The 15,820-nt window shown below is 72.8% G+C and carries 16 protein-coding genes; 6 read left to right on the forward strand and 10 right to left on the reverse strand.

Features of this window, described 5'->3' with window-relative positions; all coding sequences use genetic code 11:
* Positions 1–14 precede the first annotated feature (14 nt).
* The 3 genes from ACRWK8_RS23570 to ACRWK8_RS23580 form a co-directional block, all read right to left on the reverse strand.
* The gene (locus tag ACRWK8_RS23570) at positions 15–536 is read right to left on the reverse strand and encodes a hypothetical protein (RefSeq protein ID WP_431872900.1); all 522 of its coding nucleotides are present in this window, start codon (positions 534–536) and stop codon (positions 15–17) included.
* 117 nt (positions 537–653) lie between these two features.
* Positions 654–1,196: a hypothetical protein gene (locus ACRWK8_RS23575; RefSeq protein ID WP_378737963.1), complete on the reverse strand. Its 543-nt coding sequence runs from the start codon at positions 1,194–1,196 to the stop codon at positions 654–656.
* A gap of 15 nt (positions 1,197–1,211) precedes the next feature.
* Positions 1,212–1,757, reverse strand: coding sequence for a hypothetical protein (locus ACRWK8_RS23580; protein ID WP_431872901.1), 546 nt, complete (start codon positions 1,755–1,757; stop codon positions 1,212–1,214).
* 366 nt (positions 1,758–2,123) lie between these two features.
* Here ACRWK8_RS23580 and ACRWK8_RS23585 point away from each other — a divergent pair, with 366 nt between their 5' ends.
* The 4 genes from ACRWK8_RS23585 to ACRWK8_RS23600 all read left to right on the forward strand — a co-directional run bounded on the left by ACRWK8_RS23585 (position 2,124) and on the right by ACRWK8_RS23600 (position 7,460).
* Entirely contained in the window at positions 2,124–4,352 is a 2,229-nt protein-coding gene (locus ACRWK8_RS23585; protein ID WP_431872902.1) for a hypothetical protein, read from the forward strand.
* An 86-nt stretch (positions 4,353–4,438) separates the two neighbouring features.
* Complete coding sequence (locus ACRWK8_RS23590) at positions 4,439–5,695, forward strand: Mur ligase family protein (protein WP_378737957.1); 1,257 nt, start codon at positions 4,439–4,441, stop codon at positions 5,693–5,695.
* Positions 5,696–5,708: 13 nt separating this feature from the next.
* The gene (locus ACRWK8_RS23595; RefSeq protein ID WP_352388091.1) at positions 5,709–6,422 is read left to right on the forward strand and encodes a type 1 glutamine amidotransferase; all 714 of its coding nucleotides are present in this window, start codon (positions 5,709–5,711) and stop codon (positions 6,420–6,422) included.
* A 123-nt stretch (positions 6,423–6,545) separates the two neighbouring features.
* Positions 6,546–7,460 (forward strand): NADP-dependent oxidoreductase, encoded by a 915-nt coding sequence (locus ACRWK8_RS23600; RefSeq protein WP_431872914.1) that lies wholly within the window; start codon positions 6,546–6,548, stop codon positions 7,458–7,460.
* Between the two features lie 60 nt (positions 7,461–7,520).
* Here the strand turns inward: ACRWK8_RS23600 and ygfZ are convergent, their stop codons facing one another.
* Entirely contained in the window at positions 7,521–8,540 is a 1,020-nt protein-coding gene (ygfZ, locus tag ACRWK8_RS23605) for a CAF17-like 4Fe-4S cluster assembly/insertion protein YgfZ (RefSeq protein ID WP_378737953.1), read from the reverse strand.
* A 345-nt stretch (positions 8,541–8,885) separates the two neighbouring features.
* Positions 8,886–9,431, reverse strand: a complete 546-nt coding sequence (locus ACRWK8_RS23610) for a nitrobindin family protein (protein ID WP_378737951.1) — start codon at positions 9,429–9,431, stop codon at positions 8,886–8,888.
* Between the two features lie 245 nt (positions 9,432–9,676).
* On the opposite strand from ACRWK8_RS23610, the gene ACRWK8_RS23615 reads away from it, so the two are divergent.
* The gene (locus tag ACRWK8_RS23615) at positions 9,677–10,444 is read left to right on the forward strand and encodes a hypothetical protein (RefSeq protein WP_378738316.1); all 768 of its coding nucleotides are present in this window, start codon (positions 9,677–9,679) and stop codon (positions 10,442–10,444) included.
* A 13-nt stretch (positions 10,445–10,457) separates the two neighbouring features.
* Positions 10,458–10,820 carry a DsrE family protein gene (locus ACRWK8_RS23620; RefSeq protein ID WP_431872903.1) on the forward strand — a complete coding sequence of 121 codons (363 nt, stop codon included), beginning with the start codon at positions 10,458–10,460 and terminating at the stop codon, positions 10,818–10,820.
* A gap of 63 nt (positions 10,821–10,883) precedes the next feature.
* Here the strand turns inward: ACRWK8_RS23620 and ACRWK8_RS23625 are convergent, their stop codons facing one another.
* From ACRWK8_RS23625 to ACRWK8_RS23645, 5 genes are all read right to left on the reverse strand, one after another.
* Positions 10,884–11,630: a phosphoglyceromutase gene (locus ACRWK8_RS23625; RefSeq protein WP_378737947.1), complete on the reverse strand. Its 747-nt coding sequence runs from the start codon at positions 11,628–11,630 to the stop codon at positions 10,884–10,886.
* A 47-nt stretch (positions 11,631–11,677) separates the two neighbouring features.
* Positions 11,678–12,190, reverse strand: a complete 513-nt coding sequence (locus tag ACRWK8_RS23630; protein ID WP_378737945.1) for a type III secretion system chaperone family protein — start codon at positions 12,188–12,190, stop codon at positions 11,678–11,680.
* A gap of 34 nt (positions 12,191–12,224) precedes the next feature.
* A complete protein-coding gene (gene mshA, locus ACRWK8_RS23635; RefSeq protein ID WP_431872904.1) occupies positions 12,225–13,523 on the reverse strand; it encodes a D-inositol-3-phosphate glycosyltransferase in 1,299 nt (432 codons plus the stop codon).
* 120 nt (positions 13,524–13,643) lie between these two features.
* A complete protein-coding gene (locus tag ACRWK8_RS23640) occupies positions 13,644–14,639 on the reverse strand; it encodes an alpha/beta hydrolase (RefSeq protein ID WP_431872915.1) in 996 nt (331 codons plus the stop codon).
* A 180-nt stretch (positions 14,640–14,819) separates the two neighbouring features.
* Positions 14,820–15,788: a YbgA family protein gene (locus tag ACRWK8_RS23645; RefSeq protein ID WP_431872905.1), complete on the reverse strand. Its 969-nt coding sequence runs from the start codon at positions 15,786–15,788 to the stop codon at positions 14,820–14,822.
* Between the last annotated feature and the right edge of the window lie 32 nt (positions 15,789–15,820).

Consider the following 15,820-nt stretch of genomic DNA (forward strand, 5'->3'; position numbering starts at 1 on the left):
CCGTCGCGCCCGCCTCAGCGCTCCCGGGCCCCGGTGTGCTCCGGGGGCTCCTCGGAGTCCGCGTGCGGCTCCGCCAGCTCCCGGTTGGCCGCCAGGGCCCGTCGCGCCCGGTCGAGCGCGATGCGCCGGACCAGGGGACCGTTGACCGCGAGCGCGCACAGGGCCAGCCCCCACCAGGCGAGGGGGCCGAATCCGTAGGCGGAATGGAACTGGGCGAACGCGAAGAGTCCGGCCCCCATCGCGAACAGGCTCGTGCCCGGGACGTGCCACGGGTTCTCCAGCGAGCGCACACGGTGTTCGGCCACTCTCACGGTGAGACGGGCCAGCTCGGGGTCGGGGGCAGCCGTCCCGTCGCGAAGGAAGGGGCGGACCCGGCGCCGCTCCGCCGACCCGGGCGCCAGGCGGGCGCGGGCGCGTTCGCTCCAGCCGAACCGTCCCCGTCGGCGGTTCCAGAGCAGGGCGAGGATCAGTGAGACCGCTCCGGCGCTCTGGAACACCAGCGCGATCACCTGCACGACGAGTGCCTGGCCGACCATGGGGACTCCTCGTCGACCGCCACGCCCGGAAGCACCTGGGCGGGGCGCGCGTGACGGGGGTGGGGGAGGGCGGCCCAGGCGGCCCCTCCCGGAACCCCGGGCGCGAGGCCACCACCATTATGTCGGTTCCTCCCCCTGAGCCCTCCGGGCCCCGTGGAACCCGGCGGCCGGGGCGCGGTTGAGGCGCAGCGCGCGTTCGACCCGTTCCCGCCGTCTCCGCGCGCTCCGTTCGCCCAGCCAGCCCAAGGCCACCGTGCACCCCACGAGCAGGGCCAGGGCCAGAAGGATGAAGAGCGTTCCGGCTCCCCGGTTGATCAGTTGTGAGAGGACCAGCTGGAGCTGAACCAGGAGCAACAGCGCCAGGGAGCGTGACCGCCACGGGTCCTCGGGTGTTCCGAGCTCCCGCTCCGCGAGCAGGACGACGACGTACGCCGTGGCGGGGTCGTCGGCGACGCACCCCTCCCGCACCAGGCGGGCCGCCCGGACCCGCGTCGGGGAGAAGGGCGTCCCGAACCGGGTCAGCTCGGGGTCCACGAGCGGCGGCTTCGACGCCCCGTGCTCGCGTCGCCATCGACGTGAGCGCGCCAGGGTGTACAGGAGCGCTGACAGGAAGACGACGACGAGGACCAGGGGTAACGCCCTCAGCAGCGTGTCCGGCACGTTCGACCACCTTCGTCAGTAGGGCTTGCGGAGCCCGTCCCCGCCGGGTGGGCGCTCCGGGGCCTTCGCGAGGGCGGCGAGGGCCGTGTTGGCCCGCTCCGACTGGCGGGTCCGACCGAGGACCCGGCGCCGTCTCACCACGAAGACCACGGCCAGCAGCGCCAGCACGGGAAGGAAGACGCCCAGGGCTCCCGAGGACGCGGTCCCGCTCCACACCATGTGCCCGACGGTCAGGGCCAACCAGGTGAGGTACAGGAGGAATCCGCACTGGTTCCACGGGTTCTCCCACCCCCTCCGGAGCTCCCGCGCGGCGGCGACCGTCCGCCGGGCCCGTTCGGGGTCGGGTGCGGACCGGCCGGAACGGAGGTACGGTGCGACGGAACGGCGCTCCTCGCAGGTCAGGGCCCGGTCGGTGGATGCCCGTTCGGACGGCGGTTGGTGCCGCCGCCTCCACCTGCGGGCCATGACCAGGCACGCGACCAGAGAGGCGAGCAGCAGGCCGGTCGCCGTCGTGAACGCCAGGGGAAGCGGAGCCGCGAGCTGTTCCGGAACGGGGGCCACCTCCTTGGTGCGGAACCGATCGCTGGTTCCTCGGTCCCCCTGTTCCCTGCCCCGTCCTGGCGTCGGAAACATCCGCCCCTCGCGTAGGGCGACGCTTCGAGCGGGTTCCTCCCGGTGGGGCGGTGGCGGTTGTCCACAGGTGGGGACGGGGACTGGAAAGCGGTGGGCAGCCCTGATTCACTGAAGGTCACGGTTCGTGTTCTCCGGAGGGTCCGGACGCCCCCGACGTCCCCCCGCGAAGGCGCACGGCCCGTGGCAAGCACGCCGGGCGCGGGCCCCCAGCCCCGACCTCCGACCCCTGGCCGGAACCCCCGCGTGAAGGAATCCCGGCGGTACTCCCCCCGCCGGTGAGGAGGTGTTCGGACGGTGCCCACACCACGGTCGTCGGCGGCCGCGGCCAGCACGCCCCGAGATGCGGCGGGACGCACCTACCTCGGCTGGCGGCACAGGGTCGTGCTGCCGCCGCCGGGACCGGCCCCGCGCCGCCCCGCGCCCGGGGACGCGGAGACCCTGAGCCAGGAGTGGGTCGCCGGACAGTTCGACAGCGAGGCCCAGACCAACCGGCCGCTCCACTACGCCCTGGCCGGGCTCGGGCTGTTCGCCCTGCTCTGCCCGCTGCTGTGGACCCTGAGGATCCTTCCCGGAAGCCTGGCCCTGGGCGGGGTGTGCGCCTGCGCGGCGATCGCGGCGCCGCTGGTCTTCGCGCTGCTCCAGAGCAGGCAGGTGATGGCCACCCGGCTCGAACGCGCGCAGGCGCGCCTGGCGGAGGAACGGGCCGCACGGGAGCGGGCCCTGCACGACCAGCAGCGCGCCCACGCGCGCCGGTACACCGAGTGGCAGGCCGCCGCACGCGCCTACGAGGCCCAACCGCGCTGGTACGGCGTGACCGTGCCCCCGGGCGTGTCGTCGGTCCTCGTGGTCGGCGGCGGTGACGCCGGATGGTCGGCACTGCTCACCACGGTCGGGATCTCCCGGCTCCGCGAGGGCGGCGACCTCACCGTCGTGGACCTCACCGGGCGTTCGGTCACCAGCGAACTGGTCCGGCTGGCCCGCCGCTGCGCGGTGGGGCCCCGGCACTGGGTCCTCCCGGCCGACCTGCCCAGGATGACCCTGGGCACCAACCTGGACGCCGGGCAGCGGGCCCGGGTGCTCTCGGCGGCGGCCGCCGCCTCCGGGCGGCTGGAGGACGCCGACGCGGACGAGACCCTGCTGCTGCGCCTGCTGGAGGTGCTCGGCCCGGACGTGGGCGTCGCCCGGCTCATCGGCGGACTGCGTGCCCTGGTCACCCCCGAGGACGACACGGCCGAGGACGACGCCGCCCTGGCCCTGCTCTCCGAGGAGGAGCGGGCCCGGGTGCGCGAGCGGTGCGCCGACGATCCGGGGGTACGCGAACGTGCCTGGACGCTGGAGAACCGGCTCAGCCCCTTCGAGGCCGTGGGCACCCGGGCCGACGACGGGGCCTACGCCCAGGTCAAGATCATCTCCACGGACCGGGCCTCGGGGGAGGGCGCGGCCCGGGTCTACGGCACCTACGCCGTGGCGGCGCTCAGCGAACTCCTGGAGGCGCGCTCGCCGGAACCCGCCGTCACCGGACTCCGCCCGAGGGCCCGGCCGTCACGGACCCGCAGCGTGGTCGTCTGCGGAGCGGAGACCCTCCCGGCCGAGGAGGTGGACCAGGTCCTGGCCGCCGCCTCGGAGGGCGGGGTGGAGGTGGTCCTGCTCTTCCGCACCGCCGTCCCCGCCGCCCTGGAGCGCTTCACCGACCCCGCCTGCCTTCCGGTGGTGATGGGCCTGGACGGCGACGCGGAGAAGGTCGGGAGAGCGGTGGCGGCGGCCGCCGCGGCCTCCGACCCCCGGGACCTGGAGGTGCACCGGCTCACCGAGGTGATCGGCGCGGCCGTGGGCGGCACGGTGGTGGAACCGGCCGAGGACGAGGAGGACGACGACCTCCTCTTCCCCTCCCCGCACACCGAGTCCGGGGCGCTGATCCGCAACGCCACGGCCGCGATCGCCCCCCTCGACCTGGTCCGCCATGTGAGATCGACCACGGTGTGGGGTCGGGTCACCAGCCAGGCCGCCGAGATCGACACCCCGGTGCGGCCCGACGAGGACGAGGGGCCGGGATCGCGCCCCCTCGCACTGGACGCGCGGTCCCTGCGTGGGCTGCCGTCCACCGCGGCCCTCGTCCTGACGCCGGGCGGACCGATCCTCGCCGACACCAACCCGGGTATCCTCACCCTGTCCACGGCCACCCTCGCCACGGTGGACGACAACCGGAACACCGGGACCAGCGGGAACGTTGAGCCGAGTGGTGGCGACGGGGCCACCACGGGAGCGCCGGTGTCCCGACGCGGCACAGGGGACGGCCATCTCCGGGAGTCGCCAACGGGCGGCGCCGCGCCGTCCGGAGCCACCGCGGCGCCGAAGGGCGCCCTCCGACCGGACCGCGCCGTTCCGGACGACACCCCCGGGGCGACCAGCGGATCCGTCGTCCACGACGCCGTCGGGGCGGCCGGGACCGTGGGCGGCACCGACCCCGAGAAGGTCCCGCCCAACCTCGGGCCGCCGCCCGAGCGTCTGGACTGGCGGGTCTGAGGTTCGGTGGACAATAAGCTTGGCCCGACACATCGCCCGCCGCCGAAGCGCGTTCGTGCGGGTGATCTACCGATCGTGGAGAATTGATGAGCGAGCTTCCCTTGCGCGCCCAACTGGCCTCGGTACTGGGCAGGAGCGCAGCCAGCCTGTCCAGGGCCACCGGACGCGGAGACGGCTCCGTCATCGGTGGGCGCGTCGCCCTCAAGGTCGAGCCGGACCTGCTCGCCAAGCTCGCCCAGGGACGTCGCCTGGCCCTGGTCAGCGCCACCAACGGCAAGACGACCACCACCCGGCTCATCGCGCAGGCCCTGCGCGAGTTCGGGGACGTCGCCACCAACGAGTACGGCGCGAACATGCCCACCGGGCACATCACCGCCCTGTCCGACAACAAGTCGGCGGTCAACGGTGTGCTGGAGGTCGACGAGAAGTACCTCCCGCAGGTGCTCAAGGCCACCAACCCCTCCTTCGTGGTCCTGATGAACCTGAGCCGCGACCAGATGGACCGCGCCTCCGAGATCAACCTGCTCGCGAAGAAGTGGCGGACCGCCCTCGCGCAGACCAACACCCACGTCATCGCCAACGCCGACGACCCGCTCGTGGCCTGGGCCGGGCTCGGCGCCCCGAACGCCACCTGGGTGTCGGCCGGGCAGCGCTGGAAGGAGGACTCCTGGTGCTGCCCCGAGTGCGGCGGTCACCTCAAGCGCGACGTCGACCCGCACTGGGAGTGCCCCGAGTGCGGACTGTCGCGCCCCCGGGCCACCTGGGCGGTGGACAACGACAACGACGTGCTGGTCGCCCCCGACGGTCAGCAGATCAAGCTCCGGATGAACCTGCCCGGTGACGCGAACCGCGCCAACGCCGCGATCGCCGCCGCCACGGCCGCCGGCTACGGCATGCACCCCGAGCGCACCATCGAACGGCTGCGCGAGGTCACCTCGGTGGCCGGGCGCTACACCTCCGTGGTCACCATGGGTGTCGAGGTCCGCCTGCTGCTCTCCAAGAACCCGGCCGGTTGGCTGGAGTCCTTCGCGGTCCTGGACCCGCCCCGCGTCCCCGTGATCCTCGCCGTGAACGCCCAGATCCCCGACGGCAAGGACACCTCCTGGCTCTGGGACGTCGACTACACGGTGCTGCGCGACCGCAGGGTGTTCGTCATGGGCGAGCGCCGGACGGACCTCGCGCTGCGCCTGGAGACCGACGAGGTGCCCTTCGAGGTCGCCGACCGCGTGGACGAGGTGCTGGCCAAGCTCAAGGCCGAGCGCCCCGACATCACCAAGGTCGACGTCATCGCCAACTACACAGCCTTCCAGCAGATCCGCACGGCGTACGGCCGCGTCCAGTAGGAGACAGACACCCATGTCGAACACCAGCAGCGCCCTGCGGATCGTGTGGATCTACCCCGACCTGCTCAGCACCTACGGGGACCAGGGCAACGTCCTGATCCTCAAGCGCCGCGCGGAACTGCGCGGCATCCCCACCGAGATCGTGCACGTCCACTCCAGTGACGCGGTGCCCGAGCAGGGCGACATCTACCTGCTCGGCGGCGGCGAGGACCGCCCGCAGATCCTGGCCGCCGACCGGCTCCGCGCCGACGGCGGGCTGGCCAGGGCCGCCGCGCGCGGCGCCTGCGTGTTCGCGGTCTGCGCCGGCTACCAGATCATCGGTGAGAGCTACGGCGACGACGAGGCCAACCCGCTTCCGGGCGTGGGCATCCTCGACATCCGCAGCACCCGGGGCCAGACCCGCGCGGTGGGGGAGATCGTCGCCGACGTCGACCCGGCACTGGGCGTCGGCCGGATCACCGGTTTCGAGAACCACCAGGGGCGCACCGCGATCGGCCCGCAGGCCCGCCCGTTGTCCACGACGGTGAAGGGGATCGGCAACGACGACCACACCGAGGGCGCCTTCCAGGGCCAGATCCTGGGCACCTACCTGCACGGCCCGGCACTGCCGCGCAACCCGCAGCTGGCCGACCTCCTGCTGCGCTGGCGCGTGGGTCAGCTGAACCCGCTCCCCCCCGCCTGGGGCGAGCGCCTGCACGACGAGCGCCTGGCCGCCGCGCTCCGCTAGTAACCTGGCGCGCCAGTACCCGGGAGCACGGCGCCGCACACGACCGGGCCCGGTGGGAATCCCCACCGGGCCCGGTCGCGTGCGGACGGAATGAATCCTCCGGTCACCGCCTTGTCACCCGACATGAAGGCAATAGCACTACAGCAGTACGGATCCGCCGACGACCTCGCCCTGGTGGACCTGCCCGATCCCAAGGTCGCCCCTGGGGAGGTCCTGATCCGCGTGCGCGCGGCCGGGGTGAACCCGGTGGACTGGAAGCTCGCGGCGGGCGGCCTGGACCCCGTCATGGAGGCGGGCTTCCCGCTCGTACCGGGGTGGGACGTGTCCGGTGTGGTCGAGGCCGTCGGGTTCGACGCGGGGGAGTACGCCGTAGGGGACGAGGTCTACGGGTACCTCCGCAAGGACTGGGCGAAGAACGGCACCTACGCCGAACTGGTCTCCGCGAGCGTGCGCCTCATCGCTCCCAAGCCCGCCTCGCTGAACTGGCAGGAGGCGGCCGGGGTACCCCTGGCCGGGCTGACCGCCCTCCAGTCCCTCAAGCGCGTCTCGGTGGGCTCCGGTGACACGGTGCTGGTGCACGCCGCCGCTGGCGGCGTGGGGGCGTTCGGGGTGCAGATCGCGGTCGCCCGGGGCGCCAGGGTCATCGGTACGGCGAGCGAGCGCAACCACGACCACCTCCGAGCGCTGGGCGCGGAACCGGTGACCTACGGGGACGGACTCACCGAACGCGTGCGGGCGCTCGCGCCCGAGGGCGTGGACGCGGTCCTGGACTTCGTCGGCGGCGGGGTGGCAGCCCTGCCGGTCACGGACCACCGGGACCGAGTGGTCTCGATCGCCGACCCCGGGGTCCTCGCCGACGGCGGGCAGTACGTGTGGGTCCGGCCCGACCACGACGACCTGGTGGAACTCTCCGCCCTGGCGGACGGGGGCGCGCTCAAGGTGCACGTCGACCGTGAGTTCCCGCTGGCGGAGGCGGCCGAGGCCTGGCGCCTGAACCAGACCGGCCGCACGCGGGGCAAGATCGTCCTCACGGTCTGAGGACCGCGCGGACTCCGGAGGGGCCGCGGACCGGTACCGGTCAGCGGCCCCTCCGTCCGACTACCTGGGCCTGCCCCGGAAGTCACTCAGGTCGGCGTTGGCGCCGGTGTCCGGGTCCACGACGACCTCCTGGCCCGCGGCGATCCCGTCCACGACCAGGTCGGCGTCGACGGGGACGGTGCGCTTGACCAGGCCCAGGGCGATCGGGCCCAGCTCGTGGTGGCGCGAGGAGGTCCCGACCCGGCCCACCCTGCGCCCGTCCAGCTCGATGTCGCTCCCCAGCTTCGGCAGCCGCTCGACGGTGCCGTCCAGGTGCAGCATGACCAGGCGGCGCGGCGGGCGGCCCAGGTTGTGCACGCGCGCCACCGTCTCCTGGCCCGGGTAGCACCCCTTCTCCAGGTGCACGGCGGAGCCGATCCAGTCCATCTCGTGCGGGATGGACCGCTCGTCCGAGTCCAGCCCCGGACGGGCGCGGTGCGCGGCGATCCGGTGCGCCTCGTAGGGCCACATGCCCGCCGGTCGGGCCCCGGCGGCGGTGAGCCCCTCCGCGACGGCCACGAGGTCGCCGGAGGGCACGAGGAGGTCGATCTGGTCCTCGGCGGCGCGGTTCAGCACGCCCTCGGCCACGGCCGCCACCCGGGAGCGCTCCGGGCCCAGCACGGTCAGCACGGAGAACGCGTCGGAGAGGTCCTCGACCTCCACGCGCAGCGTGAACACCATCGAGTCCAGGAACTCCGCGAGCGCCGGGCCGCCGCCGGGTTCGGTGTGGATCCACGTCGCCGCACCGTCGTCCACCAGGGACAGGTGGTGGCGCAGGTGGCCCCGGGTGTCCAGGACCAGGGCCTCGGTGGCGACACCGGGGGCGAGGTCCCGCGTCAGCTGGCTGGTGATGTCGTTGAGCCAGCTCAGGCGGTCCGGTCCGGTCACGCGCACCACGCCACGGTTGCTCCGGTCGACCCAGGCACTGGAGCGTTCCATCGCGCGGGCCTCGTGGGAGGGGTCGCCGTAGTGCGCGGCGACGTCGGAGTCGGGGCTGTCGGCGCTCACGGCACCCGGTGTGGTCAGCAGCGGCGAAGTCATGGAACCGAGGTTATCCGGCCCGCCAAACGCCCCGCGGCACCCCTTCTGAACAGGGAGGACGGAGCTCCGAAAATCACTTGCCCCACCCCGGCCACGGGACGTACCTTCGGAGCACGCAGGAAAGGAGGTGGTCCGAGAGATGATTCATTCAAGGACTGGCGAGGTGGCCGTCCGCTAGGGCGACGCCGAGCGTTCGCTCGACGTCGTTCGCGCGAATACCTGACGGACACCCGAACCCCGGGCTGCCGGACCTGGTCCGACCGGCCCCGCACACGCGGGACAGAGCCCGGGGTTCGCCCATGCCCCGACCACGGGTCGGAGCGCGACCGCGAAGGCCGCGTACGGCTACTTGCTTCCGGCCTTCTTCAGCTGAGCCGACATGTACGAGCGCAGGTCGTGCCCGCGCGCGGCCAGGTCCCAGGCGTAGCCGAGGGTGTCCCGGTCCTCACCGAAGAGCCCGTAGAGGCGGTGCGAGGCCTGCACCTCCAGACCGGTGATGGTGTGCACCACCGCGTTGGTGGCCATCTCCACCCGGTTCGCGAACACGTTGCCCAGGTAGGACTCGATGAAGCCCTCGTTGTGGGCGATCAGCACTTCCAGGTGGATGATGTTCTTCTCGTCGTCCTTGGCGTAGCGCGCCGTGTCCTCCTCGGACAGGGCACGCCAGTAGCCGGACTCCTCGGTGATGAGCTCTCCGAGCGTCCCGTCGGCCTTCATCCGCCAGGCCCGGCTCCGGTAGTCCAGGTACGGAGCTCCGTCCCTGACGACGAACTCGACCTCCTGACCGAACTGGAGTTCCTCCTCGTCGGCGTAACCGGCGACGCCGACGCCCTCCCAGCGTCCGAACAGGAACGACAGCTTCTCCAGATCGGGGTGTACCTCAGCATCCATAGCCAACGAGCCTAGGGCATGCTCGGCGGACACACGCCCTGCTCGGCGGCGCCCGGACCCCTCCGGTGACGCCCCGGCCGTGTGCGATCCGCGGCATCGAGGAGCCTTGGACTGGACATGCCCAATTGGCCCCGCTTTCCCGGAGAACTGGTAAAGATTGTCAGCAGACGCGGTGTGTCCTTGGGGCTCGGCGCCCGCAGTCGTCCTTGACCTCCGACGCGCTTACTAAGGGGCTGCCTGTGTTCATGGTGATCGGTGTGGCGCTGCTCGCCGTCGCGGTGGTCCTCCTGCCGTTGACCGTCGTCGGGCTGCGCCGCTGGCTGCGGCAGCGCGGGCTGGCCCAGCTCCTGCCCAGCGCCCTGGTGCCCCTCAGGGGCCAGAGGGTGACGCTCACGGGTGTGGCCGCCGGCGGGCCCTCCGGTCCCATCGAGTCCGGGCTGGCGGGCGCCGAGTGCGTGTGGCACGGCCACGAGGTGCTCCGCCACTACCGTCCGCTGGTCCGCGACCGCGCCGAGGGCGCGGTCACCGAGCGGGCCTGCGACTCGATCGCGGACTACGGTTCCGACGAGCTCTTCGGGCTGGTGGCCGAGGACCGCACGGGGGTGGTCGAGCGCGTCTACGTCGACCCCGCGGGCGTGGAGCCGCGCGACCCCGAGCTCTGCCTCAAGCGCCTGGTCGGCCGCCCCCAGCCCGGGGTCGCCGCCGCCGCCGACGACCTCCTGCCGCGCGTGCGCGGCCGCATCTCCGGCGTCTTCCGGGGCGAGACCATCGAGTTCGAGTACCGCGAGTGGATCATCCGCCAGGGCGCGCGCGTGCGCGTCACCGGTGAGGTCGACGTGCGCGACGGCCGGGTGGTGCTGGTCGCCTCCGAGGGCGCCCCGCTCAGCGTCGAGCACGGCGTGGAGGAGGGGCCGGCCCGCGTCTCACCCCGTCGCCGCGAGGCGATCCTGCTCCTGGTCGCCTTCGCCCTCTGCGCGATCTCGGGCGCCGTCGTGACCGCCGCCGCGTTCTGAGTAGGCTGACCGCATGACTCGTTCCCTGGTGATCAAGGTCACGGCCGGTGAGGACTCCCCGGAGCGCTGCAACCAGGCCTTCACCGTCGCGGCGACGGCGGTCGCGAGCGGCGTGGACGTGTCGCTCTGGCTGACCGGCGAGGCCTCGTGGTTCGCGGTGCCCGGGCGGGCCGAGGAGTTCGCCCTTCCCCACGCCGCCCCGCTCCGGGACCTGCTCGCGGGGGTGCTCGCGGGCGGTGCCGTCACGGTGTGCACCCAGTGCGCGGCCCGCAGGGAACTCACCCAGCAGGACCTGCTGGAGGGCGTGCGCATCGCGGGCGCGGCCACCTTCGTGGAGGAGACCCTCCGGGACGGCGCCCAGGCCCTGGTCTACTGACCACGGACACGACGGTGCCCGCACCACCGGTCGGCGGTGCGGGCACGGGGGTCGGTGTCCGGACTACTTCTTGCCCTGGTTGGCCACGGCCTCGATTGCGGACTTGGCGGCCTCGGGGTCGAGGTAGGTACCACCCGGGTTGGTCGGCTGGAACTGGTCGTCCAGCTCGTAGACCAGCGGGATGCCGGTGGGGATGTTCAGCCCCGCGATGTCGGCGTCGCTGATGCCGTCCAGGTGCTTGACCAGCGCGCGCAGCGAGTTGCCGTGCGCGGTGACCAGGACGGTCCGGCCCGCGGCCAGGTCCGGGACGATGCTGTCGTACCAGTACGGCAGGGCGCGGTCCAGGACGTCCTTCAGGCACTCGGTGCGCGGCAGCAGCTCCGGCGGGAGCAGCCCGTAACGCGCGTCCCCGGCCTGCGAGTAGGGGTCGTCGTCGGCGATGGGCGGCGGGGGCGTGTCGTAGGAGCGGCGCCAGACCATGAACTGGTCGTCGCCGTACTCCTCACGGGTCTGCGCCTTGTCCTTGCCCTGGAGGGCACCGTAGTGGCGCTCGTTGAGGCGCCAGGAGCGCTCGACCGGCAGCCAGTGCAGGTCGGCGGTCTCCAGCGCGAGGTTCGCGGTGCGGATCGCGCGCTTGAGCAGAGAGGTGTGCAGGATGTCCGGGGTCACCCCGGCGGCCTTGAGGAGCTCGCCGCCGCGGCGGGCCTCCTCCTCGCCCTGCGCGGAGAGGTCCACGTCCACCCAGCCGGTGAACAGCCCCTTCGCGTTCCAGACACTCTCGCCGTGTCGAAGCAGTACCAGAGTTCCCATGGGAGCCAGCCTAGCGATCCCGCCCGGGTGGCCGCCCACGGCGGGGCCTACTGTTCGGGGGCCGGCTCGGCCAGGTGCGCGAACGCGCTCAGGTTGCGGGTGTCGTGGCCGCGCGCGAGGCGCCACTTCCACTCCTTGCGGATCGCCGTCGCGAAGCCCAGCTCCAGCGCGGTGTTGAAGTTCTCGTCGGAGTAGGTGAGCACGCAGCCCAGCAGCCGGTCCACCTCGGCGGGGGTCACCCCGCCCAGCGGCAGGCGTCCCCGGACGTACACGTCCCCGACGTCGTCCGAGACGAACGCCATCCCGTACATGTCCGAGCTGCGCCGGGTCAGCCACTGGTAGAACGCCGCGTGGTTCTCGTCGGGCTGGCGGCAGAAGAACGAGGTGAGGGTGAGGCTGTGCGGACCGGCCTCCAGCCACACCATGGTCCTGAGCTTGGCCGTTCCGGGAATCGTCACCAGGAAGGACCCCTCGCGGGGGCGTTCGACCTCCAGTCCGGCCTCCGTGACGGCCTCGGTGATCGCCCTGACGGCGCTCTCGCGCTCTGTTTCCGCTGCCACGTCCTCGCCTCTCGTCGCTTCGCTTCCGCCCCCGTCAACGGGCCTCGGCCAGGCGGAGGTCGCGCGGGTTGAGGGTGTCCCGGTACACGTCCAGGAGTTCGTCCACCGTCCGCGACCACCCCAGTGTCGCGGCGTGCCGCGGCCCCGCTCCGGCCAGCTTGGCACGCCAGGCCGGTTCGGTGATCATCCGGTGCAGTTCGGCGGCGTAGTGCCGGGGGTCGTGCCCGTCCACGAGAACCCCGGAGACACCGTCGGCCACCGCCGTGGTCAGGCCGCCGACACGGGCGGCCAGCACGGGGGTGCCGCAGGCCTGCGACTCCACGGCCACCAGCCCGAAGGACTCGGAGTAGGAGGGGACCACGGTCACCGTCGCGGCCCGGTAGTAGTCGGCCAGGCGAGCCCGGTCCTGCGGCGGCTCCAGCCGCACCACGTCCGCGACCCCCAGGGAACGCGCGAGGTCCGTGAGCAGCCCGGGTTCGTTCCGGCCGCCCCCGGACAGCCCGCCGACCACGCCGACCACCAGGCGGGAGCGCAGGGAGGGGTCGCGTTCGAGCAGGTCGGCGGCGGCGCGGATGAGGACGTCCGGGGCCTTGAGCCGCTGGACGCGGCCCACGAACAGGAGGAGTTCGGCGTCGCGCGGCAATCCGATGCGTTCCAACGCCTCCGTGCGCGCACCGGGGGTGAAGGTCTCCAGGTCGACCCCCGGCGGGATCGTGCTGATCTGCTCGTTGCGGGCGCCGTAGAAGCCGGTGAGCTGACGCGCCTCGTCGTCGGTGTTGGCGATGAGCCGGTCGGCCTGGCGGACCAGCTGGTCCTCGCCCCGCACCCGCGCCTCCGGCTCGGGGGAGTCGCCCTCGGCCAGCGCGGCGTTCTTCACGCGGGCCATGGTGTGCATGGACTGCACCATGGGCACACCCCACCGGCGGGCGGCCATGACCCCGGCCTTGCCGGAGAGCCAGTAGTGGCCGTGGACGAGGTCGTAGTGGCCCGGGTCGCCCTGGGCCTCGGCGCGCAGCATGCCGAAGACGAACGGGCAGAGGTGGTCCGCGAGGGTGTTCTTGTCGAGGCGGCCGTACGGTCCGGCGGGCACGTGCCGGACGTTCACCCCCGGTGCGAGCTCGACGACCGGGGGGAGGTCGGCGCTGGTCGCGCGGGTGAACACGTCCACGGCCACGTCGCGTTCGGCCATCCGCCGGGCCACCTCGACCACGTACACGTTGAGGCCTCCCGCGTCACCGGTGCCGGGCTGGTCGAGCGGGGAGGTGTGCAGACTGACGGTCGCGATCCTTGAGGGAACCGCCGTCTTCTGTCCCAGCGGCAGGGGTCCGGACACCGGTGGTTCCTCCGAGTCGTGTCAGCAACGAGTGTGCGAGCCGTAGTCGTCAACAGCGACGAAGGTACACACTGTTCCCCACCGCACCGTCCGAGGGGGCCGGGGTTGACCCGGCGGGAATCACGGTGTAGCCGTCCACCCGGACACCAGGAAGTCCACTGTCTCGGGGAAGGTGCTCCGCCAGGTCTCCAGGTCGTGGCCGCCACGGGGACGAAGGGTGTCGACCGTCATACCGTGTTCGGTGAGGAGTGCCGAGAAGCGTGCGGCCTCCCCCTGGATGCTCCCCTCCTGGAGCGGGGTGTGGTCCGCGCGCCCCTCCACCAGCATGAACCGGAGGTCGCGCACCTCCTCCGCATCGAGGAGGAGGTCGGGGGAGTGCGGGGCGGTGTCCTTCCCGAAGGTCCCGTGCGGGTCGTCCACGCGGTAGTAGCCCGCCCAGCCGACCGCCTGGGAGTAGAGGTCGGGGTGGCGCAGCGCCAGGGCGGCCGCGCCGTAGCCGCCCATGGAGAAGCCGCCGATCGCCCGCAGCGATCGGGGGCGCGGGTGCTCTCCCTCGACCGCGTCTACGGTGTCCCGCGTGACGAAGCTCTCCAGTGCGAAGCGGCCGTCGTGGGCGTCGCCCCACTCGGTGGTGGAGCCCCCGCTCTCCTGGCCGTACGGGGCCGCGACGACGAACTCGACCCCCGAGCGGCACATCTGCCGGTCCAGATGGGCGCCCAGGTCGGCGTCCATCAGGGTGCGGTGGGAGGAGGCGGACCCGTGCAACAGGTAGAGGACGGGCAGGTCGGTGCTGTCGGGGCCGGGAGGGCGGCGGATCCACAGGGGCCGCCCCTCGCCGTCGGGAGTTCCGGTGTCGGGCAGGTGGACGACCTGGTCGCGGCCGGGTTCCTCGCAGACGGCGACCTGACCGGGGTGGGGGATGGGCGCGGGAGGGGGCGCGAGTTCCTGGGGCAGGATCGCGTGGCCGTGGGTCAGTTCGGGTTCGGGCGCGGACAGGTGGTGGCCGATCCTCTCGACCAGGTGTTCCGGGGGCGCGGTGGCCAGCGACGTGGCGAGCAGCACGACGGCGCAGGAGGAGACGAGCACTGCGGCGCGTCGGGGCATGGTGACGAACACGTCGAGGACCTTGGGGGTCGGGGGCAACCGGGAACCGCGCACCACGCGGCCGAGAACTGTGACCCACTGTAGTCGAATGTGTTCACTGTGCTCGGAATTCGCGGCGTACTGTCGGGGCCGCCCCCGAACCCCCCATCCGTCCCCTTCCCCCGGGACCGTCTCCCGGTCCGGCTCCGGCTGTCAGACGGCCACCGGGTGTCGCAGCCGCAGGGCCTCGGGGTAGGGGCGCAGGTAGGTCTGCTCGTTGGCCCAGGTCACGGCCTCGGCGGCGCAGTGGTGGCGGAGGAGCGCCACCGGCAGGCTGAGCGGCGCCTGCCCCTCCCGGTACTCCTCGATCCCGGCCAGCAGGTCGTGTCGGCGGGAGTCGTCCAGCATCGGGCTGATCATCCCGAAGAGGTGGTGGAGCACGTTGGCGTGCCTGCCCCGGCTGCCCTTGACGGCCAGGGTCCGGTGGAAGGCCTCCGCGTAGGCGGACGCGACCTCCTCGGGGTCGCCGCCTCCCGCCCGGGCCACGATCCGGCCGGTCTCGCGGTAGCCGTCCGGTGAGTGCGCCATCAACTGGAGCTTGTGCCGGGTGTGGAACGCCACCAGGTCGCGCGGACGCCACGCGCCCTCCAACAGGGTCCGCAGCCGTGCGTGCGCGAACACCCGCTCCACGAAGTGCTCCCGAAGGACGGGATCGGAGAGGCGGCCCTGCTCCTCGACGGGCAGGTGGGGCAGGAGCGCGGTGAGTCGGGCGGCGAAGGCGCCCCGGCCGGTCCCGCGCTGCCGGTCACCGTGGTCGTCGAAGACCGGAAGGGCGTACAGGCCGCAGCTCGGTGACTTGTTCTTGAGCACGTAGCCGTCCAGACGGCGCAGTTCCCGCAGGTGTCGGTCGGCCACCCGGGCGAGGTCCTCCGTGTGGTCGGCGCCGTCCTTGCTGGAGATCACCCGGTTCTCGCCGGGTGAGTCCGCCCGCTCCTGGAGCCGCAGGGTGGGGCGCGGCACACCGAGCCCGATCTCCGCCTCCGGGCAGATCGGCAGCCAGTCCACGTGCCGATCCAGCTCGTCGGTGAGGAAGCGGAAGCGCGAGTGCCCGCCGTTGTAGCGCACGGGTGCCCCGATGAGGCAGCTGGAGACGCCGACGACCGGTCGGGGAGGCGGGTTCATGGTGGGGCCCTACCCCCTCCGACGCCGTGTAA

This window comes from Nocardiopsis eucommiae, assembly GCF_965344335.1.
GTDB classification, from domain to species: Bacteria; Actinomycetota; Actinomycetes; order Streptosporangiales; family Streptosporangiaceae; genus Nocardiopsis; species Nocardiopsis eucommiae.

What these genes read in the sequence shown, in the direction of transcription:
- ACRWK8_RS23615 (WP_378738316.1), top strand. Translation starts at nt 9,677, where the DNA reads ATGGTGATCGGTGTGGCGCTGCTCGCCGTCGCGGTGGTCCTCCTGCCG.
- ACRWK8_RS23610 (WP_378737951.1), bottom strand. Translation starts at nt 9,431, where the DNA reads ATGGATGCTGAGGTACACCCCGATCTGGAGAAGCTGTCGTTCCTGTTC.
- ACRWK8_RS23590 (WP_378737957.1), top strand. Translation starts at nt 4,439, where the DNA reads ATGAGCGAGCTTCCCTTGCGCGCCCAACTGGCCTCGGTACTGGGCAGG.
- ygfZ (WP_378737953.1), bottom strand. Translation starts at nt 8,540, where the DNA reads ATGACTTCGCCGCTGCTGACCACACCGGGTGCCGTGAGCGCCGACAGC.
- ACRWK8_RS23595 (WP_352388091.1), top strand. Translation starts at nt 5,709, where the DNA reads ATGTCGAACACCAGCAGCGCCCTGCGGATCGTGTGGATCTACCCCGAC.
- ACRWK8_RS23620 (WP_431872903.1), top strand. Translation starts at nt 10,458, where the DNA reads ATGACTCGTTCCCTGGTGATCAAGGTCACGGCCGGTGAGGACTCCCCG.
- ACRWK8_RS23600 (WP_431872914.1), top strand. Translation starts at nt 6,546, where the DNA reads ATGAAGGCAATAGCACTACAGCAGTACGGATCCGCCGACGACCTCGCC.
- ACRWK8_RS23570 (WP_431872900.1), bottom strand. Translation starts at nt 536, where the DNA reads ATGGTCGGCCAGGCACTCGTCGTGCAGGTGATCGCGCTGGTGTTCCAG.
- ACRWK8_RS23645 (WP_431872905.1), bottom strand. Translation starts at nt 15,788, where the DNA reads ATGAACCCGCCTCCCCGACCGGTCGTCGGCGTCTCCAGCTGCCTCATC.
- ACRWK8_RS23625 (WP_378737947.1), bottom strand. Translation starts at nt 11,630, where the DNA reads ATGGGAACTCTGGTACTGCTTCGACACGGCGAGAGTGTCTGGAACGCG.